This window comes from Reyranella sp. (genome assembly GCF_052439685.1).
Classification (GTDB): domain Bacteria; phylum Pseudomonadota; class Alphaproteobacteria; order Reyranellales; family Reyranellaceae; genus Reyranella.
On record NZ_JBQVQG010000001.1, the window covers coordinates 1 to 23,036 of the forward strand.

The following is a 23,036-nucleotide window of genomic DNA, read 5'->3' on the forward strand; positions in this document are numbered from 1 at the left end:
GAACAGGGTCTGAAGGTAGCGCCGCCGCCCCCGCAGCAGGCGGCTCCGGCAAAACCGGCCGAGCCCGCCCCGGCGCCAAAGCCCATGCCGCAACAGCAGGCGCTCGCGTCACCGCCGCGACCGCCGCCGCCTGCGCCCAAGCCGGCCTACAAGCCCTCGCCGCTCTCCACCGCGCCATCGCAGCGGCCGCCTTCCGCCTCCTCGGCCGAGCCGCCGACGCAGCATCGCTTCGTCAATCCGTCTGACACTTATGCGCGCGCCAAAGTCGCGGACAATTATCTCTCCGAGGTCCTGCGCAAGATCGTGGGTTACCGTTACACGTCGAACACCCAGAGACGGCAGGGCGTGACGGTCGTGCGGATCGTCATCGCCCGCGACGGCCGCCTGCTCGGTGCCACCGTCATCAGCTCGAGCGGCGAGCCGGAGTTCGACGAGGGCGTGTTGGCCGGTATCCACGCCGGCGCGCCCTATTCGCCGTTGCCCGACAACATCAAGGGCGCGAGCGCCCCGTTCGACCTGCCGCTGGTGTCGGTCAGGCGTTAGCAGGCTTTAGGAATGGGTTTTTTTGCAGGTGCCGGCGGGCAACATCGCCTCGTCAACGGTACCAGGATACCTGATTCAGGGGTGCGACTCTCGTTTCGATTGATTCGTTTATTTCGTTTGTTTCGTTTGGCACGGGCGTCATCGCTCGTAGTCCATCAGCTCGAACGTCTCGCGGCACGATTCGTAGATCGCCTGCTTCTGCTTCTCCGTCAGGATCTCCGCGGCAGGCCGGCGATCGGCACGCTGCACCGTCTTGGCGCGCGGCAGCTCGCCGTCGAACCGGAGTCCGGACTTCGCCAGAACCGCCTGGAATGAGGTGGGCAGGTCCTCCTGGCGGATGATCTCGTCGAGGGCGACGCTTCCGTCGATCGTATAGAGATTCCTGTTGTCGATCTCGTCGCGGGCGATGAGCTCGTCGAGCACGGGCTGGAAGTCGGCGGCGGGCCTCCCCATGAACCACATCTTGAAATAGGCCTGCGACACCGCCTTCTCGTAAGGGTGCCGTTCGATCGTCCACTTGTGGGCCTTCTGCCAGAACGCCTCGCCGAGCATGCGGCGCGCCAGGCTCGCCGGCATGTGGTTGTAGTACTCGTTGGCCGCGTGGCTGCCCTTCATCATCTCCCGGTAATCCGCCTCGTCGCCGCGATCGAGAATGCCCTCGTGGGCGCCCGTCGTTCCGGGCCCGACGCGGAAATTCTGCGGTCCGCGCCAGCCATGCGCCTGCCGGATCTTCTCGTCGTCGGGATGGATGGGCGTGATGATGTCGGCGTCGCCGCAAAGGCCGCTGAGCACCAGCTCGATCGCCGTACCGGCCGTCTTGCGGGTCTTGATGAAGATGAAGCCGTGTTCGAATGATGCGATCATGCCTGGCATGCCTCTCTGCTCGTCTGCCACCTGCGCTCGTTGCAGACCCTCACCCGGCGCCCGGCGATGGTGGGTCCGGGCATTCCTGCTGATGAAGCTCACCTTTTTCCTCGTCCCGGCGCAAGCGATGGCCCAGGCGAGCGCCGACAATCTGCAGAACCGGTCCAACGATCCACTGACGCCCAGGATGGCTTTCGAGTTTCACAACTATGCCCAGCCCGTGCTGGCGGAGCGGCCTTCGAGCGGTGCCGATCAGGGATATTTTCGCTTCGTCCTGCCCCATGCCCTGTTCGGCGTGGACCAGATGATGCGCGCCTCGATGCCGGTGGTGGCCAGCGCCTGGGACCCGGAGAAGGCGGTCAACGGCGTGGGCGACTTCACCGTCTTCGACCTGGCGGTCTTCTACTTCGGCTCCGTGAAGACCGGCGTCGGACCGCTGCTGGTCGTGCCGACGGCGAGCGCTCCCGCCCTCGGAACATCCAAATGGCAGGCGGGAGCGCAGGCAGTCGTCAGCGCGCCGCATTCCTGGGGCCTGACGACGCTCCTCGCCTCCTGGCAGCAGACCCTCGACGGCACGCTCCAGACGGTCACCGCGCAACCGCTGCTCTTCTACAATCTGGGCAACGGGTTCTACCTGCGATCCAGCGGCATCGCGTCGTTCGCCCTCGGCAGGAATGCCGTGGTCCCGGTCGGGTTGGGACTCGGCCGCGTCTTCGAGCTGCCCGGCGGCGCCAGCCTCAACACCTTCGTCGAGCCGCAATACTCGGTGATCCAGAGCGGCCCGGGTGTGCCCTCGTTTCAGGTCTTCGCCGGCGTGGTCGTCCAGCTCCCCATCAGATTTCGCTGACGGGACGAGCGTCAAGTTTCGGCGCCCGGCGTCGAGGCAATCCTGGACAGGGAATAGGACATGTCATCGGCGATGGCGGAGAGGAGTTGGACCTCCTCGTTTCGCGAATTGCAACGCTCACGCGCAAGGGCGACATCTGCCTCTCCGCATATGCGATGGCGTTGCTGGGCGGTACGCCAGCCGACAGCCGTCCACGCCGTTCCCCAGCCGCGCCATCGAGATCGGCGGTCAGGTCGGCTTCCACAATTTCACGCTGGATGCCACGGTGATCCAGAACGAGACCAAGGGCGATGCCATGGCGGGAATCGCTCGCGGTTTCGGGCTGGGCAGGGCCGGCGCGTCGGCGCTGATCCACTACGCCGCCGACCTCGGCGTCAACGCGCGCTTCATCGCTCAACTGCTCGTGCGACCGGCCGACACCTGGCTCCGCTATGACGGCCAGGAAGTCCTCAATCCGAAGCGATGAGCATTCGCCGACAATCCATCGAACACGGACGCCTATCGCGTTAGGGCTTGTCTATGGGAAGGGGCCTGCTGTTCCGAAGACAAAGAAGCGCACTGTCGCCCAGCTAGTAATACCTAATGAAGTTCGCATTTTCTTATGTTCTGCGCTAAGCCACTGAGATCACTGCATCTTCTGCAGTTGCCATTTCGGTCGCCCAATCAGAACATCAGAAACTACGCTGCAGCTTGCTGAAACATTATGTTTGGAGCTGCACACATGCCTCAAGCAAAGACGCTGACGCCGAAGGAGCTACGGAGGGTGCTGGACAGCATTGCCAGCAATTCTCACTCCGCTCGCAACAGACTGATGCTCCTCATGACCCACTGGGCTGGAATGCGGGTGGGAGAAGTGGCTTCTCTAAGCCTCCATGACATTCGCAACCCGGATGGGAGCGTAAAGCAAGAGATCCGGCTCGATGCAGCGCAAACCAAGGGCAAGTACGCTCGGGTTGTCTTTGTGAACGAACGGCTTCGCAAGGAGATTGGGCTGTACCTTCAGAAGATCGAGGTGAAGAGCGGTAGCCGCCCCCTCTTCAGTACGCAAAAGCGCGCCGCATTCTCGGCCAATACACTCTGCCAGACGATGAATGCGATTTACAGGCGCGCCGGGATCGAAGGTGCTACCAGTCACTCCGGCCGGCGAAGCTTCATCACCATGTTGGCAAGCAAAGGCATCGGCGTCCGAGTGCTGGCATCGCTAGCGGGACATCGATCGATTGCCACCACACAGGCCTATATCGACGTGAATGACGAAATGAAGCGAGCCGCTGTGGAACTAGCGTAAATTCGGCAGCATGCCATACACCACGACCTAGGTTCCGGCGCCTCGCAATCGATGGCGTTCAGCGTCCTTGTCTCCGTCTATGAAAACTTTTTCTCGGTGATGGGTAAGGTATTCGGCTAGTTTTGGCGACACCGTCCTGATCGACGCATTCCGATCAAACCAACTTGCCTTTTCCCTTGCCAACTTAGTTGAAACCATCATCGCGCCGTCGGCCGCGAATGTTATGAACCCTCTATCGAATAAAGCATCCAGGGTCGGTACGAGGAGTAGCCCATTCTCCGGATCGAGTCTTTCGATGTCATTTGAGGCACTCCAAGGCTTCACGTGCGAAGCTCTCAAGACACCAACAAACCCACAATCAGAGACCGCGCATTGATTGCCCCACTTCCTTAGGAGTGCATTCCGGTACTCGCCGTGTCCTAGACGTGCTTCAACTAGTCGTTCGACCGTCGTGGCTCCCTTGCCAGTTCCTTTCAATGTGGCAACGTCCCATTTTTCCTCAAAATCCCTTCGGGACGACGCGCTCAGCGCTGACGAAATGAAAGATGCTGCTCTGTGCGCAATCTTCAATCGATTACCGCTAAGGTATATTCCGAATTCAATGAAATCCGACTCGTCGATTTCTGAACCGTCCACATATGGAGAAGCCGAGTCAAATCGACTTAGGCCTTGCGGTGTTAGACTAGTGCCATCGTGGGCAATATCGGTCGGCCGCTCAAGAACTTTGTAATCTGAACTGTGAAGCCATGGAAGAACGGCTGCCAACTTAGCGGCAGTTTCTGTCTCGATAGCAACTTTGAGCTTATTCTTATTACTTGGATGGAAGACGCTATCTTCCCAAAGCACAATATTAGCATCGGGTTTCCCGGCTACTTGATACTTTCCAAGCCATACGTAGCGGTGTCCCTTCGGAGCATGCCGAGTAGAGCTCTTGGATTTGAACACTTTGAAGGTTCGCCCTAACATCTCCATCAGAAATACTCTTACATCCCCGGCCACAGGCTCCAGAAGGCTTCTCCCCATTTCATCCGTCTCCACTTAGCTGCTCTGCTCAGAGTCGTGTATCGTCATACATCCGTAGGTCCTGCAGGGCTCGGTGCAACCGAATGCATCTTTGCTGATAGGAACGACGAGATGTCGAAATAAACAAGCTCCCGCTGCCCCTCCACGAGAAGAGTTATGCAATCGTATGTCCGATCGCCATGGGCCACTAGCGCTTGCCTAACGAACTGTGGCTTTCCACCAAAGATTTGACCCAGGAACATTTCCTGAATTGCAACGCCTTGAGCACTGTCCTTGGCCACAATCACGATCGCATTTTCAAGGGAAGATCCGAGACGCTGCGCCATCTGCTTCCTCATCTCGCGCTTCAGACCACGCTACTAGCGGTTGCGATTTGCTCGCATCGGTGTTCTACCCATTGCCTTCGTCGAAGATCTATCTGCATTGCAAAAGAATGGTTTCGACAATAGATGGCTATGAGAGCAAGAGCCACTATCGACTCCAGGTGACGGCCAAAGCGACACTGGACTTCTCCTATAAGCCGATAACGGAAGACGCCCTTCAGACGATTGGAAAGGAAATCCAAGTGCTTCCCGAACACTTCGGCAAACTTCGCGCTGACGCGATGGAAGAAATCCACACGCGCTATCGTTAGGGCGGTGTATGCAACTATCATTCGCAGTAGCCGACCCCTCCGTCTTTTCGATTCGCTCCCATCAAGACTTTGCTAGCAGAAGGTCCGCGATGATCGTTCTGACCGTGACTGGCCTCGTTTTCGATCTCATTGGCGTGATGATGCTCGGCATCGATCTTGTTCGCATTCAAAAGCGACTCCGCGGCGATGCGGAAGACCGGCTTGGGGCCCTCAATGAGGTTGCCCAAGGCGCCGGCGGAACCGAAGCTTTCCTCAAGGCGATTTCGGGCGACTTCCGTGAATACTACCGCGATGAGGGCCGCTATATGCCTTCGGATGGCACTTTTGATTACCAGTCCGCCAAGCAAAGCCTTGATGAGTTGAAGGGTGGTGTATCCGATCTTGCTAATCATCTCGGGACGCTCGCCCGAATGCTAATGGTGAGTGTTGAAGGAGATCGAGAGACTGCAAAGATATCGCTGAATGTAAGCTATGGAGGCCTCGGCCTAATAGCGCTCGGCTTCCTCATGCAGATCGCCGGCTATTTCTGGTGATATTCTTCCTGGCAATGGTCCTGCGGGCGTAGCTTCATAGCTAGATGCGATGGCGACATGTGATCCGACCAAACCGCTCTTCAGCGCACAGAAGAGGTCTGCATTCTCAGCCAATACGCTCTGTCAGACGATGAACGCGATCTACAAGCGGGCCGGGATCGAGGGAGCAACCAGTCATTCTGGCCGCCGTAGCTTCATCACTACGCTAGCAAGCAAAGGCATCGGCGTGCGTGTCCTGGGCGCACTAGCCGCGCATCGTTCAATCGCAACGACCCAGGCCTACATAGACGTGAACGATGAGATGAAGCGGGCGGCAGTCGAACTAGCTGTATAGCTCTAGATAAACGTTGCGCCTAGATTGGACGCTTCTCATAGGCTGCTCGCGATCTGCGTTCGGGGCTAAGCACACAACTACACGAGGAGAACACAGTCACCATGCCGGATCTCTTGTTCGACTCGCTTGTATTTTCTCGCCAGGATCGTTCCATCCGCGTACCGAACCCGGACTATTGCATTTCGCCCGATCTTCCTCGGCGGCCGATCACGCAATTGCTCCCTCTTCGCGGATGCATAGATCGCATTGATTCTCTTTAGCATCGTCTCACTAGCCGCCTTACCGAAACCTCGTTCTAGAACCGGTAACGGAGCGTTCTTTAGAAAGAAATCAGCAAATAGTTCCGTTCGGAACCGTTCCCTTCGCGCGTTGAGAAATGAAATAGCGGAGTAGATCGCCAACCAAAGATGCACCAATTCGTAGTAAGGCGAGTAACCCACAACACTTTGTAAGATCTCCGCAGCTCGTTCAGCAGTGCTAATCTGGCGGCCATCGAAACCTACCAGTAGTATTGAATGAGCCGCTTCAAAATCTTCCTCAGAGAGCTTCCGCTGCTTGGCAGCCCAGTCAAACCGATCCAGAAACAACTGGATATATGTGCCGCTAGGTTGCGTTCTAACTATGTAGGCAAGTGCCAACCCGACGTTCTCGTCAAGAAGTGAAGTGCGCGCATCTATGATCTCTCTTAATACCTTGATATCAGATGGATTACTCTGCCCGCCCCAAATCTCCAGGCGAAGAGCATTTATACTGTCATTGGCGACCATTCCGCTCCGGATCGCATACGAAAGCAGGGCATCATATTCCTCATGCATATTCAATTGCGATGCCCAACTACCCAGCGATGCCACGACCTGACGCTCGACGCTCGCCAGCCGACTCGATGCCCCGGGTTCGATCGCAACTAAATGGCGGCAAGCAATTCCCAGATATTTGCGCCGCTCCTCATCATTGGTCAGCAGTCCCAGCAGCTCTTTAGCGCTTCGGAGCTTGATGCTGTCACTTCCTTCAACGATCGCATTCTTAAGAGCTTCGATGGAAAAAGCGTCCGATTGCTGCGCATGCAGTAACTGACCCAAGCTCAAATAGGAGTTGCCCAGCACCTCGGTGACGGTCCGCGCCTGTAGTGCGTCCCGCTTGTCCTCAACAAAGCGAACAGCCTCCTGTAGGGCATCGACAGACTGCCGGACAACATCATGCGGTTCTCGGAGACGGAGCAGGCAACCAGTAATCCTATACTTTGCAAAAGCGCGCTGATCCAAGTCACCGTCAGACGACGCCACTTTCGCGAACTCCGCGAGAGCCTTCTGGTCTTTTCCCATGTCCGCATGAATGCAGGCGCGAAGGAATGCCCCACTCATGCGCACGGCATAGGGACACGTCACATCTGCATCAAATGCATCGATGACGCCGAGTGCATCATCAAACCTATTAAGTCCAACCAGTACATGCGCGCGCTTCAGAAGATACTGGTGCCTAATCGTTAGGGGAACGACCGAGAGATTGACCTCGGTACCAAATACTCTTTCTGCTTCAGCGAAGTCGCTGGCCGCAAATAGGCTATCAAACCGAATCAGGGCGTCTGACGACGCGTCGGGAAGCGTGGACAGCCAATCCGGCGAGAGAGACTGGCGCACAATACTATTGCGCCACTCCACAACCATTTCACCCGTTACACTACGCGCGATTCCAGCCAGAAATAGCCGTGAGCGAATAATGTCGCTGATGCGCGCATAGTCTCCGCTGTGTAGTGCAACGACCGCCGAACGAAGATCACGATCATCAACGACGAGCGAGCGAATATGGTCAATCGGAGGAGAAGGCAGATCGGCGAAATATAGCCTCTCAACTATCGAATCTACGCTGTCGGGAGTAGGGTCCGCACCACTTAAAATCATGTCCTCGAGCTGCGAACAGATGTCCCAAATCATTCGAGGATTACCGGCCGTTCTTGCAAACAGCCTATCCAGCACGTCAGGGGCAAGCGCGAGGCTTGCTTTGTCCGCAAAGCTCGCCATCTCGGCGCGACTGAAGTCATCGAGTACAATCCGGTCGCCAATATTAAATGGCGAGATCGACCTATCCTTGATGAGTTCACGAGGTTCAGCAACGCCTGACAGAACGTAAGTTAGGCGCTGCAGAGATTTTAGGCCTTCATTTCCGCGCTCGAAATAGACGCTTCGAATCTGCGAAAAAATCGCATCGGAGAACGTACAACTCGCGAGCGAATCAACTTCGTCTAAAATTATTACTAGGCGTCCCGCTATTCTATTCAATATCGCCAGAAGGCATTTCTCGTAAGCGATCGCCGGCAGCCTTCCAGCTGAACTGACGCGAATTTCACGAATTTGCTCAGAGACTGCCGCTCGCAGTGCAAGATTGGCGTCAAGCACACGCTCGACCACGTACTCAAAAAAATCATTGAGAGTAGGAAGCCGTCTCGTTAGATCCAGATAGCAGAAAACATCATCTGCAGTCTGAAGGCGTCGCTTGGCGTTGAGCAGCAGATTTGTTTTGCCCATCTGCCTGGCCACAAGAACATATGGTGGTTTCCGCATATCAACGATTGCGCGCGCCAACTGCCTATCCGCATCTCGCTCCACATAGAGTGAATCGGGTATGATCGCGTAGGAAGAGAGTTTCTTCTGCATGCTACGCCAAGCCTCCTGATGCTCCCCTAAGGGATTGCGCTTGCTCCGCCTGCACAGCGGCCAACGCTCGATCCAATCTCTTTTCTGTATCGATGCTCAGTTCGCGAAAGACATTCTTGACGTATCGAGGATCACCTCCGCTAGCCGAACAAATGCGGTCAACCTCTTCCTTGGAAACCGGTATGGAGATCGAATGACAGAGACGTTCGACCAAGCGGCGTATGTCGACTGAGTCCCACTTGTCCATCTGAGCTGGTCGAATTACCTCAAGCAGTCTCCTCTCCTCCTCCGGGAGAAGGTCACTGGGACTAAAAAGAGAGCTGAACGCAAAACGTATTGATGCCCGCCCGTTCATTTTCTCAGCCAGTACAGCGGTCATGACGAAGCGCGCCATACCGGTTAGCACGCATTCGTCATCGGGAACCTCATCAAGTAAAACCGTCAGCGTCGTCGCACCAAATCGTTGACGCAGCACATCAAGCATCCACCCAATAGCGTCACTATTCTCAGGTGGCAGACCTGCCGGCTCACCCGAAGCTCGATGTACGATCTGCATCGCGAGGCTGCGCACGACTTCGGCTGCTGTTTGCGCGCCTTTGTGATTCGCTACTGAAAGATAAACTACGCGATGGTTGCGAAACAACGAATTGCGAAGCATGCAATTAGTCTTTCCGACTCCCGACGGGCCATGCACCCAAATCCCACTGTCAATTTGCTTCGCAACCGAGCGGTCAATCTCCCTTTCAATGTAATAAGGCTCGCACTGAAGGTCATACATGAAGAAGAGCGGATCCGGCGGCCCAGCAGGTGACGTATTTTTCGAACCAACCGCGTTTGCGATAGCTGTTCGGATTAGCTGATACGAAACCGAATCTATTGTGGCGGGCTTGATACAGCTTATGTGGCTATCTTCATGTAGATAGTGAGCCCGTCCGACTTTAGAGGAAAGAAGCGCTGAATCCTTTCCAACAATCCCATCGAGCAACGCCGCCACGCAGGAAATAGCAATCTGCTCTTCGATGCCGCTCTCTTTCCATCTGCGATTGAGGTTCTCGATATAATCTGAATCGGGCGCTAATTGACGAATTTGCTTCGACGTGAGGTTCAACCGCTCTCCTAGCGCCGCAAGATTCGCGCCCTTATTTGGCACCGCAAATAGAAGCGCAGATTTGATTCGATGCCCGCGGCCCTGTGCCAGTTCATTTAGCAAGTACTCCCGAATTACAAGTCCACCCATGCTGTGGCCCACAAGAACTAGGGGAGCATCAGGGCCGTGAACGGTATCGATATGCGTTCCGAGTCCGAGCGCCACATCCTGAATACGGATGGCCCTACGGAAAACGGGCCAATTCCGAACCCAGGGCAAGTACTTGATAACGGGCAACCAAGCTGCGAGCCCCGCCGCATACCGAAAAAAGTCGGCTCGAAAGTGGCCCTTCAGTTCAGCATCAGAATTCAAGAAGGCAGAGGTGGCGCCCCAGCTAGTTCCCGGATCGCCAAGCAACCCGTGAAGGAAGATCACTGAGATTTGGTTCTTTTTCATCCTGCCCCCTCGTTCAAAGGTCGAACATCACGGGGGAATTTGCAACCACGCACTCTCGCTTAAGCAGAGCGCGTACAAGGAATAGCGTGAGATCGCTGGTATTTGAGCCAGAAGGTTTGTTAGCCCTACTTATCGCCTTCGATTAGAGGCTTCGCAGGCGGCGGAGATGCGTCACCCGTCAACCACCGATCCCACAGATGCGCAAGCTTCGATGTAAACGTCACAATCGAATACTCGCTGCCCCCACACTCCCCGCATTTGGGGTTGGATCGGGCGAGTTCACTGATAATCTCATTGTTCATTTTGAACAGCCCGCCGGAATTGACTTCGGAGCTGATTAAAGCCCGATGTCCGCAGGACTTGCACTCCACGCCGACCATGGTCCCCTCCCCGATGCACCCACTAAACATGGTGTTTATTCCCTCTCGGTGAAGAGGCTTGCGGCAGGTATTATTCGGTCCTTGGGGATTGATTTGGTGACAGGGGAGCTGGAAGCGAGCTGTTATGGAGCGCGAAGAAGTACGGCGATAATTTCTCAAAGAACGGTGCGTGATCGAGCCAATCCAAACCTAGGCAAGACCTACGCACCGCTCAAATCAAGGGAAAACCCCCCAATATTTTCAATTACTTATTACACCACGCGGAAGTTCTTGAACTGCCAGGGGTCGGACTTGTCGAGGTCCTCGGGGAAGAGATCGCCGCGGCCCTGCAGCGGGGTCCAGTCGCTGTACTTGCCGACGACCGGGCCGAGATAGGGCATGCAGATCTCGAGGTTGCGCTGGAAGTCCATCTCGTCGGCCTCGACGACGCCCTCGTTCGGGTTCTCGAGCGCCCAGATGATTCCGGACAAGACGGGCGCCACGACCTGGATCGAGGTCGCGTTGTTGTAGGGCGCGAGCTTGCGTGCCTCGTTGATGTCGATCTGCGAGCCGTACCAGTAGGCGCCCTTCTTGTGGCCCATCAGCAGCACGCCGAGCTCGTCGCGGCCCGAGGTGACCTCGTCGACGATCAGGCGCTGGCGCTTCTGCTGCTTGAGGTTCTTTCCCGCGAGCTCGTGCATCGACATGATCGCCTGGTCGCACGGGTGATAGGCGTAGTGCACCGTCGGGCGATAGACGGCCTTCTTGCCGTCGTGGACGGTCAGGTAATCGGCGATCGAAATCGATTCGTTGTGCGTGATGATGTAGCCGTGGAACGGCCCCTCGATCGGCGTCCAGGTGCGCACCTGGGTGAGCAGGCCCGGACGGTTCAGGTAGATCGCCGCGTCGCAGCCGAAGGTGTGGCGCTTGCCGTCGGGCGGCAGCGTCTTCTCGTGCGTGCCCCAGCCCATCTCGGCGGGCTGGCCGCCCTCGGAGACGAAGCCATCGATCGACCAGGTGTTGACGAACTCGCCCACTTCCTTCGGCTGGGGCGAGACCTGCGTGTCGCGCTCGGCGATGTGGATCACCTTCACGCCGAGGCGCTGGGCGAGCTTGCCCCAGCCCTCGCGCGTGGTCGGCACCGCCGCCTTCACGCCGGTGTCGCGCGCCACGTTCATCAGCGCCTGCTTGGTGAAGTGCGAGACGAGGCCCGGATTAGCGCCATGGGCGACCACGGCCGTCGTGCCGCCCTTGTGACGGGCCTTGAGCTTCATCATCGTGTCGCGCAGCGCATAATTCGAGCGCCGCGAGACCGACAGGTTGGGATCCGAATAGCCGCCGGGCCAGGGCTCGATGCAGGTGTCGAGGTAGAGCACGCCCTTCTTCTGGCAGAGCTCGATCAGCGCCGTCGACGCGACCTCGACCGAGAGATTGACCAGGAAGTCGCCCTGGCCCAGGCGGTTGTCGAGGGTCGAGCGGACGTTCGACTCGGTCAGCCGCTTCTCGACGAACTCGACCCCGAAGCGCTCGGCCTCGTCCTCGCCGCCGCGCATGTCGTCGGTGATGATGGTGATCTGTTCGGGCTTGATGCCGATATGACGGAGGATCAGAGGCAGCACGCCCTGGCCGATCGAGCCGAAGCCCACCATGACCATGCGGCCATGGAAATCGAGGTACTTCTTCGTCGAGGGCTTGCGTGCAGTCTTCTTCGCCATTTCAGCGTCCCCGTTCCTTTGTTGAGCCGTCAGTAAAAACAGCAACGGGGCCTTTCTCAAGGCCCCGTCGTTCCGTACGCCCGAATTGTGTCAGTTCAGATGCAAACCGCCTTGAGCGGCGCGAAGCCATTGAACGCGACCGAGGAGTAGGTCGTCGTGTAGGCGCCGGTCGAGAGGATCTCGACCTTGTCGCCCGGCTTCAGGGACAGAGGCATTTTGTACTCCGTCTTTTCATAGAGGATGTCGGCCGAGTCGCAAGTCGGGCCGGCCAGGACCACGGGCCCCATGCGCGTGCCCTCGCCGGGCGTGCGCAGCCGGTACTTGATGCTCTCGTCCATCGTCTCGGCAAGGCCCGAGAACTTGCCGATGTCGAGGTAGACCCAGCGCTTGCGGTCTCCCGCCGCCTTGCGCGAGACCAGCACGACCTCGCTCTGGATCACACCGGCGTCGCCCACCATGGAACGGCCTGGCTCGATGATGACCTCGGGCATGCGATTGCCGAAATGGCGCACCAGCGCGCGGGTCACTGCCTCGCAATAGGCCTCGATGCCGCTCACCTCGGAGCGATAGCGCGCCGGGAAGCCGCCCCCCAGATTGACCATGCGCAGGTCGACACCGGCCTCGGCCAGCGCGAAGAACATCTGCGAGACCTGACCCAGCGCCCTGTCCCACTGATCGAGGTCGGTCTGCTGGCTGCCGACATGGAAGGAGATGCCATAGGCGTCGAGGCCCCAGTCCTTGGCCTTGCGCAGCAGGTCCTTCGCCATCTCGGGCGCGCAGCCGAACTTCTTGCTGAGCGGCCATTCGGCACCGCCGCAATCGACCAGCACGCGGCAGAACACGCGGGCGCCCGGCGCCACGCGGGCGAGCTTCTGCAGCTCCGCCTCGCTGTCGAAGGCGAACAGGCGCACGCCCTGCTGGTAGGCCCAGGCGATGTCCTTTTCCTTCTTGATCGTGTTGCCGAAGGAGACGCGGTCCATCGCGACGCCGGTCGCCTGGATCATCTCGATCTCGCCGCGGCTCGCGGTGTCGAACTTGGAGCCCGCCGTGGCGAGACGAGCCAGCACCTGTGCGGCCGGGTTGGCCTTCACGGCGTAGAAGATGTGCGCCGTCGGCAGCAGCTCGCGCATGCGGCGGAAATTGTTCTCGACCACGTCGAGGTCGATCACGAGGCAAGGCGTCTCGGGCTGCTGCTCGCGGAGATAACGGAAAATACGCTCGGTCATCGCTGGGGGGTTCCCCGTCTGGATAGTCAGTCTGTCGGAAGAGATCGAACAACGACGTACGGCGCCAGGCGTGGCGCGATACGTCAGCCGATACTCGACTGAGCTAAAATCCGTTTATGCGGCTGAGCGAGGAAGGAGGCCCGAGCGAGGGTCGGGCAAATGACATAATAGCGGGGAACGCGCCCCGCGCGGTAAGCAACCATCTCAGAAGCTCCTTCCCGGACCCGGCCCTCATTGCCCGAAAGCAAATTGGCCGGCACTGCCAAAAAGAACACTTTCCGTCGTTGCGTAACCACAGAGGGCCAGCGGCACGTGCGTTGGGCGTCTTGTACGGGTGCTATCTACAACTAATCGACATGGTTACAAGCGGAATCTGCCCCGCCCCGGCTTTTTCGATGCGCGCGTGACGCTGGCACGACGGGCGTGCGTCAGACGCGTGGCACCGAGGAGCCCGGGAGCTTGATCGACGCCGCCAGCACGGTGAGCGGGACCAGCATCACCACCGAGCCGATGAGCGCGGTGCGAACGTCGAAGAAGTTGGCGATCTTCCCCCACAGCAGCGCGCCCAGCACCATGGCGCCGAAGAACACCATCTGGTGGACCGCCATGCCACGCGCGCGCATGTAGTTCGGCAGGATCATCTGTACGGATGCGCCATTGTTGGCGATGACGGTGATCCAGCAGGCGCCGTTGATGGCAACGACCGCGCCGACCACGATCGGTGTCATGGCGAGCGCGGCGACCAGCGTGGCCGCCGCCGAGACGCCCATCGCCCAGATATTGGCGCGATCGGCGCCGAGCAGGCGGTTGACCGTCGGCAGCGAGAAGGCCGCGACGACGGCACCGGTGCCGAAGACGCCGTAGAGGATGCCGAAGGTGAATTCGTCGAGGCCCAGCTCGAAGCGGCCGATCACCGGCAGCAGCGTTCCCATGGCGATGCCGGGCACGAAGAAGCAGAGACCGCGGGCGAAGATCGCGCGCAGCTCGGCCGAGCCGCGGACGAAGGCGATGCCGGCGCGCGCCGCCTCACTCAAGGTCTCGCGGCGCTGGGCGGCGCGGGCCTCGGCCGGCCGCTTCCAGGCCCGCATGGCCAGGATGACGCCAACATAGGTGAAGGCATTGATGGCGAAGAGCAGGAAGACGCCGACCAGGCCCAACAGGAGCTGGCCGATGACCGGACCGATGGTGCGGGCGAGGTTGAAACCGGCGCTGTTGAGGGCGATGGCCGGGCGGAGCTGAGGGCCGGTCACGATCTCGGGCACCACGGCGTGCCACGCCGGCGCGTTCATCGCATTGCCCAGCCCCATGCAGAAGGACAGCGCCAGCAGGTTCCAGTGGTTGAGCTGGCCGAGGAAGGCCAGCACCGCCAGGGTCGCGGCCACGCCCATCATCCAGACCTGGCAGCCCATGATGTAGCGGCGACGGTCGAAACGGTCGGCCAGGATGCCGGCGAAGAAGCAGAACAGGAACATCGGCAGGGTGCCGGCAGCGGCCAGCAGGGCCACGAAGATCGGCTCCTGCGTCAGGCTGGTCATCTCCCAGGCGGCGCCCGTGGTCTGCATCCAGCCGCCGACGTTGGACATCAGGTTGGCGATCCACATCGCCAGGAACGACCGGTTGGCGAGCGGTGCGAAAGCGGAGGGCGGTTTCGGCGGCCGCGCGGGCGCCGGCCCAGGGATCGTTGGCTTCACCCTGCCAGCACCTTCTCGTAGATGCGGTGTGTCTTGTAATGCACCCCGCCGACCGAGCGGATGATGTTGTTGGTCGCCTTGTTGTCCTCGAGGATCCAGCCGAGCTCGGCCGAGGTCTTGCCCAGCCGCTTGCCATTCGCCCGCAGGGTATCGATGGCGATCATGGCGAGGCCGGCGCCCAGCAGCGGATGATTGCGGAACTTCTTCTTCACGCCCATCAGCGGCACGCGGGTGCTGCTGACGCCGGCGATCTTGAGGCGCCACAGCAGCTTGGCGAGCTTCAGGGGCCCGAGCTTGCCGTCGAATTCCTCTATCGCCTCGTAGAGGTTGGTGAGCGCCACGATGAAGGCCACGGTCTCGTCGTCGACATCCACGAACACCGCAAGCTCAGGGACAATCACCGGGCCGAAGGCTTTCGACGCGTGGTCGATCTCGGCCTGGGTGAAGGGCACGAAGCCCCAATTGTCGCTCCAGGCGTCGTTGAAGATGTTCACCAGGGTGCGCACTTCGGCGTCGAACATCTTCATGTTCGCCGTGCGCACCTTGACCCGGCCTTCCAGGCCGCCGCGCGCCAGCAGCTTGGCGCCGATCGTCTCCGGCGCGTTCTGGACGTCGTAATCGTAGGAGAAGACGTCCTTGGCCTTCACGTAGCCACAAGCCTCGACCCTCGGGCCGGCATAGGGCGGATCGTAGGGCACCATCAGGACGGGCCGGCTGTCGAAGCCGTGGATCAGCAGGCCCACCTCCTCGTTGACCGAGAGGCTGAACGGGCCGGTCGCCCGCTTCATGCCCTTGGCCAACAACCACGCCTCGGCCGCGACGAAGAGGGCGGCGAAGATCGCCGGATCGTCCTCGGCCACCAGGCAGCCGAAGTTCCCGGTACTGTCGGCGTAGCGTTCGAGATGGGCGCGGTCGATCTGCGCCGAAATGCGGCCGACAACCTTGTCGCCCCGCCGCGCCAGGAAGAAGCGGACCTCTACGTGCTCGAACAACGGGTTCTTGCCCGGCGTGAAGGCTTCCCGGCGCTCGAGGTCGAGCGGCGCGATATAGCCCTTGTGGCCGGCATAGAGGCGCCTCGGAAGCGCGATGAAGGCGTTCAGGTCGGCCTTGGATTCGACCGGGCTGACTTTGATGTCGGACGAAGCCATTGACGCCTCAGGCTGCCAGGGCGGCCGGCGCGCCGCCGTTGAAGACGATGCGGCCGTCGGGCTCGCACCCGGTCCCGTCGGCCTTGAGCGCGCGGATGTCGACGGCGATGCGCCAGCCCGCCGTCTCGCGCTCGATACCGATGAGATGATAGCGCGCGCGGCCGTACTTGCCGCCGGGCGCCGCCGACGCCGAAGTGACGCCGACCACCGGGATGGCCCCTTGGGGCCCCATGATGCGCGCGACTTCGCTGCGATGGTTGTGGCCGTGCAGCACGATCTCGCAACCGACCATGCGGATCATCGCCTGCAAGGCGACCGCATCGGTGAGCCGCTTGAAACGCGATTCGGTCGTGAGCGGCGGATGATGGATCATCACCACGCGGCAGAGCCCTTCCCGGCCAAGATCCTCGAGCAGCTTCCCGGCGGCGGCGATCTGCGCTTCCCCGAGGGTGCCGGTCGCGAAAAACGGCGGCTTCGGCGCGCCGCTGTTCAGGCCGACGAGCGCGACCGGTCCGCGCCGGCGCAGAGTCGGGAAGACTGTGAAGTCGGTGGCTGGCGGCTCGCCATCGCCCGCCATGTAGGCGCCCCACAGGCCGAGGCTCTCGCGCCACAGGGTAGCGACATAGACGTCGTGGTTACCCGGAACGATCGTGAGCCGGTCCGGCCCGCCGAGTGTGGCCAGCCACTGCGAGGCACGGGCGAACTCATCAGGCAGCGAAATGTTCACGAGATCGCCGGTGAGCGCGATGTGATCGGGCTTCTGCGCCTTGATGTCGGCCACGATGCCGGCCAGCGCCTCGGGGCGGTGGAGCTGCACGCGATTGCGCCACCAGTTGAAGTAGCCGGTGGCGCGCTTGCCCAGCAGATCGACGACGCGCGCCTGCGGCATCGGCAGATGCGGGTCGGACAGATGCGCGAGGGTGAACATGGTGGATACGCCCTTAGCGGGCGCCACCCACCACGCGCGGCGTGCGGTCTTCGAGGACGCCGAGCTGCCGGGCGATACCCGTCATGACCTCGATCATGTGCTCGAGCTGTTCCTTGGTGTGCACCGCGCAGACCGAGCAGCGCAGCAGCGAGACGCCGTTGGGCGTCGCGGGGGGCACGGCCACGTTCACGTAGATGCCGGCATCGAGCATTGCGCGCCAGAAGCCGATCGCGGTCATGCGGTTGGGCAGATGCACGCCGACCACCGGCCCGTGCTCGGGACCGAGCTTGAAGCCCTTGGCGGCCAGACCTTCGTAGAGCGTGGCGACGTTGGACCAGAGCTGCGTGCGCAGTTCGGGCTTGGCCTTCACGACCTTGAGGGCCTGGCGCACCGACGCCACGATCGACGGCGGCAGCGACGCCGTGAACATGTAGGAGCGCACCGTGACGCGCAGGATGTCGAAATCCGGATCGTCCGAGACGCAGTAGCCGCCGATGGCGCCCAGGGTCTTCGAGAAGGTGCCGACGATGAAGTGGCAGTCGTCGATCACGCCCGTCGATTCGCAGAGGCCGCGGCCGTTGTCGCCCAACGCGCCCAGTGAATGGGCCTCGTCGACGATCACATACGCCTTGTACTTCTTGCAGACGTCGATGAACTCGCGCAGCGGCGCGCTGTCGCCCAGCATCGAATAGATGCCTTCCAGCACGACCACTCGGTTGCCCGGACGGTCGCCCAGCCGGCGCAGGCGCGCCTCGAGGCTCGACGGGTCGTTGTGCTTGAAGCGAACGACCTCGGCCTGCGTCATCTTGCAGGCATCGTAGATCGAGGCATGGCTGTCGGCGTCGATCAGAAGCTGGTCGCCCTCGCCCGCGAGGGTCGAGATCAGACCGAGATTTGCCTGGTAGCCGGTCGTGAAGACCATGCAGTGCTTCTTGCCGTAGAACTCGGCGATTTCCTGCTCGAGCGCCACGTGCTCGGTATAGCTGCCGTTGGCGATGCGCGAGCCGGTCGTGCCGGTGCCCTCGGCACGGATCGCCTCGATGGCGGCTTCCATGCAGCTCGGGTCGAAGGTCAGGCCGAAATAATTGTTGGTGCCGACCAGCAGCATCTTGCGGCCGTTGATGATCGCCTCGGTCGGCGACAGCACCCGCTCCATGCGGATCTGGAACGGGTCGTAACCGGTGGTCCGAACGTCCCGATAGGCCTCGAGCAGGCCCGCATGCCGGTCGAACAGGCCCATGGCTAACGCCGGGCGCAGAGCTTCTGGATGGTGTCCGCGAGCTGGTCGACGGTGTGAATCTCGGCCACCACGTTCATGGGGATCGAGATGTCGAAATGATCCTCGAGCTCCATCACCATATCCATGATGGCGAGCGAATCGATGGTCAGGTCCTTGGCGATCACGGTGTCGCCCGTGATCGGCCGCTCGCCGGTCTGGAAAGGCGCCAGGTGACGACAGATCTCGCGAATGACCTCGCCACGCGACTGGCCGCTGACGCGGGCGCGTTCGAGGGTGTCGGTCATGCCGTCGGTTTCGACGATCATTTGATGGGCAGTGCGCAAAACGCTCTCCAGCGCCCGGGGGTGGGCGGTCACCTTGTGCCAGAAACAGCGATTCCTAGTGAAATGACAAATTGTTACGCCGTGTTTCACACGTCCTATAGCCAGTGCTTCGCGCGATACCACAAGATGGTGTCCCGGAAGCCGGACGTGAGGTCATAACGGGGCGCGTACCCGATCGCTGCGGCCAGCCGCCGGTCGGCCGCCGACCAGTCGGGATGGAAGATCTCGTTCACCTTTCCCCGGGTCAGTATCTGGGCTCCTGCCCCCAGGGCCTGCCGCAGCTCGTTCCAGCGGGCGATGCCGGCCATGACGCTCCGGGGCACGGCAAGGCGCCACGGCCGGCGACCCAGCGCCGAGCCGGCCGCCGCGGCCATGTCGGCATAGGTGTAGGTCCGGCCATCATCAATCTCGTAGGTCGAGTTCGCGGGTCGACGCTCGACGGTCAGCGCGAGAGCCTCCGCCAGGTCCGCGACATGGATGAGCGACAGGCGCGCTCCCGGCACCCGCGGCTGCGGGGCAATACCCGAGTTTAACGCTCGGAAATACGCCAAGGTCTCACGGTCGCCCGGCCCGTAGACAGCCGGCGCGCGCACGATCGTCCAGGGCCCGCTGCGGGTCGCCACCACTGCCTCTCCTGCGCGCTTGCTCGCGCCGTAGGCAGAGAGCTGCGGCTCGCGGGCGGCCAAAGAGGACAACAGGACCATGTGAGCGTCGGGTGCCAGCGCCGACAGGAGGGCCGCACTGTCCCGGTTGACCGGCAGGAAGTCCCGGTCGGTCCTCGCCTTGATCAGCCCGGCCGCATGGACCACCGCATCCACCCCGTCGACGAGCTGGCGCAGCGCGGACTCGGAGGAGAGATCGCCCAGGACGAGATCTGCGTCGACGCCGGCCAAAGACGGCAAGGGCGACCAGCGCCGGACCAGCAGACGCAATCGCCAACCGCGGCGCGCGAGGGCCGCCACGAGATGGGGGCCGACAAAGCCGGTGGCCCCGGTGACGGCGACCAGCCTGCCCATGGCGAGCGGTCAGGCCGCCTCGGGTTTGGGCGCGTAGAGGCCGGCGAGGTAGTTGGCCTTGGTCCGGGCGCGAGACAGTTTGCCGGACGAGGTGGTCGGCAGGCCCATGGTCGGCGGCACCAGCGCCACGTCGCAATCGACGGCGATCGCCTCGCGCACGGCGCCGGCGACGTCGCGGGCGAGATCGCTCCGCCCCTGCTCGCCCGAGACCCGCGCCAGCACGGCCACGACCACCCGTTCGCCTTCGCCGGTATCGATCGAGAAGGCCGCCGCGTCGCCATTCTTGACGACCCGCTTGGCCTCGATCGCCCATTCGATGTCCTGCGGCCAGACATTGCGGCCATTGACGATGATCAGGTCCTTGGCGCGGCCGGTGACGACGATCTCGCCGTCCAGCATGTAACCGAGGTCGCCGGTGTCGAGCCAGCCGTCCACCAGGACTTCCCGGCTGGCCTCCGGCTCGCCGAAATAGCCCGGCATGATGCTGGGACCCGACACGAAGATGCGACCGACCTCGCGATCGGCCAGCACCGCGCCGTCCGGACCGCGCACCTCGAGGCGATGGCCCGGCAGGACGCGGCCGCAGATCACGAAGCGGCGCGCGCGGCCATGGTCGGCGGGGTCCGCCGCCGGCACCGCGCGCTGGGTGTCGGCCAGCGCCGAACGGTCGACCGCATCGGTGCGCACGCCCGTGTCGTGCGGGCAGAAGGTGATGGCGAGGCAGACCTCGGCCATGCCGTAGCTCGGAATGAAGGCGGTCGCGTCGAAGCCGAACGGCTGAAAGGTCGTCGCGAAGCGCTCCAGCACGTCGGCCCGCACCATGTCGCCGCCGATGCCGGCGTGCCGCCAGCAGCGCAGATCGAGATCGGGCGGCACCTGTGCCGCTCCGCGCCGCACGGCGAGGTCGTAGCCGAAGCTCGGACTGTAGGAGATGGTGCTGCGGTTGCGCGAGATCAGGTTCAGCCACTGCATCGGCCGGCGGGCGAAGTCGCGCGGCGTCAGGTAGTCGATCGAGAGCTGGCTGGCCAGAGGTCCCATCAGGAACCCGATCAGGCCCATGTCATGATAGAGCGGCAACCAGCTTATGGCGCGATCGCCTTCGACGACGTCGAGGCCGGCCGGGCCGACCATGCCGGCGAGGTTGGCCATCAGGGCGCGCTGGGTGATCTGCACGCCGTGCGGATGCCGGGTGCTGCCCGAGGAGAACTGGATGTAGCAGAGATCGCCGGCGTCGAGCGGCCGCAGTTCGACCGGCTTCTCGGGGAGCGAATGGAGCACATCCATGCCGCCATGGAGGCGGACGGCAGGAAATTCCCGCGCCGCATCGGCCAGATAGCCCGCGAGATCGTCGAGACCCACCGCGGCGACGGCCCCGGACGCCGCGAACTGGCGGCGCAGCTGGTCGAGATAGGCGTCCTTGCCGCCGATCCCGACCGGAATGGAAACCGGCACGGGCAGCAGCCCGGCATACTGGGCGCCGAAGAAGGAATCGAAAAAGCCCGGCCAGGTGTCGGCCGTGATCAGAATGCGCTCGCCGCGCGCAAAGCCGGCGCCGATCAGCTTGCGGGCCACGACCTGCGCGCGCTCGCGGACATCGCGCCACGGCAAGGCCGAGAGCTGCTCGCCCTTGGCATTATAAAAGGTCACCCCCGTCTCGCCCTTCGCCGCATAGTCGAGCATCGCCGGCACGGAGGTGAAGCCGGCGGGCTGCAGGGGCAGCGTGGAATTGCGGGTGGGCAGCACTTTCATCGGAAGGCGGGTCTCCTAGCAGAGGGGTCGAAGCCCCTCAAGACGGCCGCCGCCGGCCGGCCGGCCCAAGTTGACACACCCCGACCCCGGTAAGATAGTGCCCGCCCCTCGCCAAAACCCGGAGTTTCCAGCCCGGAATCGTCGGATCGGCGGGGGTTTTTTGATTTTGAGGGAGGCTCGCTGTGATTACGGCTGTGATGCCGACGTACGGTCGCAAGGACGTCGTGTTCGAACGCGGAGAGGGTAACTATCTCTACGCGGTGGACGGCCGACGTTACCTGGACTTCACGTCCGGTATCGCCGTGAACGCGCTGGGCCACTGCCATCCCTATCTGGTCAAGGCGCTGACCGAGCAGGGCTCCAAGCTCTGGCACACGTCGAACCTGTTCCGCGTCGGTAACGGCGAGAAGCTGGCCAAGCGGCTGGTCGAGAATTCGTTCGCCGACACGATGTTCTTCTGCAACTCGGGCGCCGAGGCGATCGAGGGCGGCATCAAGCTTATCCGCAAGTATCAGTACATGAACGGCCAGCCGCAGCGGTACAAGATCATCGCTTTCCAGGCGGCGTTCCACGGCCGCCTGCTGAACGCCCTCGCCGCCACCGGCAACGAGAAGTATCTCGAAGGCTTCGGGCCGCCGGCGCCCGGCTATCGCCACGCGCCGCTGAACAACACCAACGTCGTCCGCGACATGATCGACGACGAGACCGCCGGCATCCTGGTCGAGCCGATCCAGGGCGAAGGCGGCATCCGCGCCACGACCACGCAGTTCCTGAAGGACCTGCGCGCCATCTGCGACGAGTTCGGCCTGCTGCTGTTCTACGACGAAATCCACACGGGTTTCGGCCGGACCGGCAAATTGTGGGGCTATGACTGGTCGGGCGTGAAGCCCGATGTCGCGGCGATCGCCAAGGGCATGGGCGGCGGTTTCCCGATCGGCGCCTTCATGGCGACCGAGAAGGCGGCGGTCGGCATGGTCCCCGGCACGCACGGCTCGACCTATGGCGGCAATCCGCTGGCCACTGGTGTCGCCAATGCGGTGCTCGACATCCTGCTGGCACCCGGCTTCATCGAGGACGTGCGCGAAAAGGGCGAGTACCTGAAGGGCAAGCTCGAGGAACTCTGCCGCCGCCACCCGACGGTGTTCGTCGAGCAGCGCGGCATGGGCTTCCTGCAGGGCCTGCAGTGCGCCCCGTCGGTCCCCGTGGGCGACATGGTGAACAAGCTGCAGTCGCTGGGACTCCTCGTTCCGCCGGCCGGCGAGAACGTGGTGCGCATCTTCCCGGCGCTGATCGCCGACAAAGCGGCCCTCGACGAGGGCATCGCGCTCCTGGAGCAAGCGGCGGAAGCGTTCGAGGCGGCGCCGAAGGCGGCCGAGTAGGC

The 23,036-nt window shown here is 61.8% G+C and carries 21 protein-coding genes; 7 read left to right on the top strand and 14 right to left on the bottom strand.

Annotation, left to right across the window (positions count from 1 at the left end):
• Positions 1-543, top strand: a 543-nt coding sequence (locus ACT6UX_RS00005) for a TonB family protein (protein ID WP_444773088.1), incomplete at its 5' end; no start/stop codon positions are given.
• Between the two features lie 138 nt (positions 544-681).
• Here the strand turns inward: ACT6UX_RS00005 and ACT6UX_RS00010 are convergent.
• Complete coding sequence (locus ACT6UX_RS00010; RefSeq protein ID WP_444773089.1) at positions 682-1,407, bottom strand: hypothetical protein; 726 nt, start codon at positions 1,405-1,407, stop codon at positions 682-684.
• Positions 1,408-1,498: 91 nt separating this feature from the next.
• Between ACT6UX_RS00010 and ACT6UX_RS00015 the strand changes: the two genes are divergently transcribed.
• From ACT6UX_RS00015 to ACT6UX_RS00025, 3 genes are all read left to right on the top strand, one after another.
• Positions 1,499-2,254, top strand: coding sequence for a hypothetical protein (locus tag ACT6UX_RS00015; protein WP_444773090.1), 756 nt, complete (start codon positions 1,499-1,501; stop codon positions 2,252-2,254).
• A 265-nt stretch (positions 2,255-2,519) separates the two neighbouring features.
• Entirely contained in the window at positions 2,520-2,720 is a 201-nt protein-coding gene (locus tag ACT6UX_RS00020; RefSeq protein ID WP_444773091.1) for a hypothetical protein, read from the top strand.
• A gap of 255 nt (positions 2,721-2,975) precedes the next feature.
• Positions 2,976-3,542, top strand: coding sequence for a tyrosine-type recombinase/integrase (locus ACT6UX_RS00025; protein ID WP_444773092.1), 567 nt, complete (start codon positions 2,976-2,978; stop codon positions 3,540-3,542).
• A 27-nt stretch (positions 3,543-3,569) separates the two neighbouring features.
• Here ACT6UX_RS00025 and ACT6UX_RS00030 read toward each other — a convergent pair whose 3' ends face one another.
• Positions 3,570-4,580 (bottom strand): HNH endonuclease, encoded by a 1,011-nt coding sequence (locus ACT6UX_RS00030; RefSeq protein ID WP_444773093.1) that lies wholly within the window; start codon positions 4,578-4,580, stop codon positions 3,570-3,572.
• Positions 4,581-4,609: 29 nt separating this feature from the next.
• Positions 4,610-4,891: a hypothetical protein gene (locus ACT6UX_RS00035; protein ID WP_444773094.1), complete on the bottom strand. Its 282-nt coding sequence runs from the start codon at positions 4,889-4,891 to the stop codon at positions 4,610-4,612.
• 397 nt (positions 4,892-5,288) lie between these two features.
• Between ACT6UX_RS00035 and ACT6UX_RS00040 the strand changes: the two genes are divergently transcribed.
• Positions 5,289-5,732, top strand: a complete 444-nt coding sequence (locus ACT6UX_RS00040; protein ID WP_444773095.1) for a hypothetical protein — start codon at positions 5,289-5,291, stop codon at positions 5,730-5,732.
• A 49-nt stretch (positions 5,733-5,781) separates the two neighbouring features.
• A complete protein-coding gene (locus ACT6UX_RS00045; RefSeq protein ID WP_444773096.1) occupies positions 5,782-6,066 on the top strand; it encodes a tyrosine-type recombinase/integrase in 285 nt (94 codons plus the stop codon).
• Between the two features lie 77 nt (positions 6,067-6,143).
• Here the strand turns inward: ACT6UX_RS00045 and ACT6UX_RS00050 are convergent, their stop codons facing one another.
• From ACT6UX_RS00050 to ACT6UX_RS00100, 11 genes are all read right to left on the bottom strand, one after another.
• A complete protein-coding gene (locus ACT6UX_RS00050; RefSeq protein WP_444773097.1) occupies positions 6,144-8,717 on the bottom strand; it encodes an AAA-like domain-containing protein in 2,574 nt (857 codons plus the stop codon).
• Position 8,718: 1 nt separating this feature from the next.
• Entirely contained in the window at positions 8,719-10,260 is a 1,542-nt protein-coding gene (locus tag ACT6UX_RS00055; RefSeq protein WP_444773098.1) for an esterase/lipase family protein, read from the bottom strand.
• A 631-nt stretch (positions 10,261-10,891) separates the two neighbouring features.
• Positions 10,892-12,334: a homospermidine synthase gene (locus ACT6UX_RS00060; protein WP_444773099.1), complete on the bottom strand. Its 1,443-nt coding sequence runs from the start codon at positions 12,332-12,334 to the stop codon at positions 10,892-10,894.
• Positions 12,335-12,429: 95 nt separating this feature from the next.
• Positions 12,430-13,560 (bottom strand): type III PLP-dependent enzyme, encoded by a 1,131-nt coding sequence (locus ACT6UX_RS00065; RefSeq protein ID WP_444773100.1) that lies wholly within the window; start codon positions 13,558-13,560, stop codon positions 12,430-12,432.
• A gap of 428 nt (positions 13,561-13,988) precedes the next feature.
• The gene (locus ACT6UX_RS00070; protein WP_444773101.1) at positions 13,989-15,251 is read right to left on the bottom strand and encodes an MFS transporter; all 1,263 of its coding nucleotides are present in this window, start codon (positions 15,249-15,251) and stop codon (positions 13,989-13,991) included.
• Entirely contained in the window at positions 15,248-16,399 is a 1,152-nt protein-coding gene (locus ACT6UX_RS00075; protein WP_444773102.1) for a dATP pyrophosphohydrolase, read from the bottom strand. The genes ACT6UX_RS00070 and ACT6UX_RS00075 overlap by 4 nt, the downstream gene beginning before the upstream one ends.
• 7 nt (positions 16,400-16,406) lie before the next feature.
• Positions 16,407-17,327, bottom strand: coding sequence for a metallophosphoesterase family protein (locus ACT6UX_RS00080; RefSeq protein WP_444773103.1), 921 nt, complete (start codon positions 17,325-17,327; stop codon positions 16,407-16,409).
• Between the two features lie 13 nt (positions 17,328-17,340).
• A complete protein-coding gene (spt, locus tag ACT6UX_RS00085; protein ID WP_444773104.1) occupies positions 17,341-18,567 on the bottom strand; it encodes a serine palmitoyltransferase in 1,227 nt (408 codons plus the stop codon).
• Positions 18,568-18,569: 2 nt separating this feature from the next.
• Positions 18,570-18,851: an acyl carrier protein gene (locus tag ACT6UX_RS00090; protein WP_296329749.1), complete on the bottom strand. Its 282-nt coding sequence runs from the start codon at positions 18,849-18,851 to the stop codon at positions 18,570-18,572.
• Positions 18,852-18,985: 134 nt separating this feature from the next.
• Complete coding sequence (locus tag ACT6UX_RS00095; RefSeq protein WP_444773105.1) at positions 18,986-19,906, bottom strand: NAD-dependent epimerase/dehydratase family protein; 921 nt, start codon at positions 19,904-19,906, stop codon at positions 18,986-18,988.
• A gap of 9 nt (positions 19,907-19,915) precedes the next feature.
• Positions 19,916-21,655 carry a fatty acyl-AMP ligase gene (locus tag ACT6UX_RS00100; RefSeq protein WP_444773106.1) on the bottom strand — a complete coding sequence of 580 codons (1,740 nt, stop codon included), beginning with the start codon at positions 21,653-21,655 and terminating at the stop codon, positions 19,916-19,918.
• Positions 21,656-21,852: 197 nt separating this feature from the next.
• On the opposite strand from ACT6UX_RS00100, the gene ACT6UX_RS00105 reads away from it, so the two are divergent.
• Positions 21,853-23,034, top strand: a complete 1,182-nt coding sequence (locus ACT6UX_RS00105) for an aspartate aminotransferase family protein (protein ID WP_444773107.1) — start codon at positions 21,853-21,855, stop codon at positions 23,032-23,034.
• The last annotated feature ends 2 nt before the right edge of the window (positions 23,035-23,036 follow it).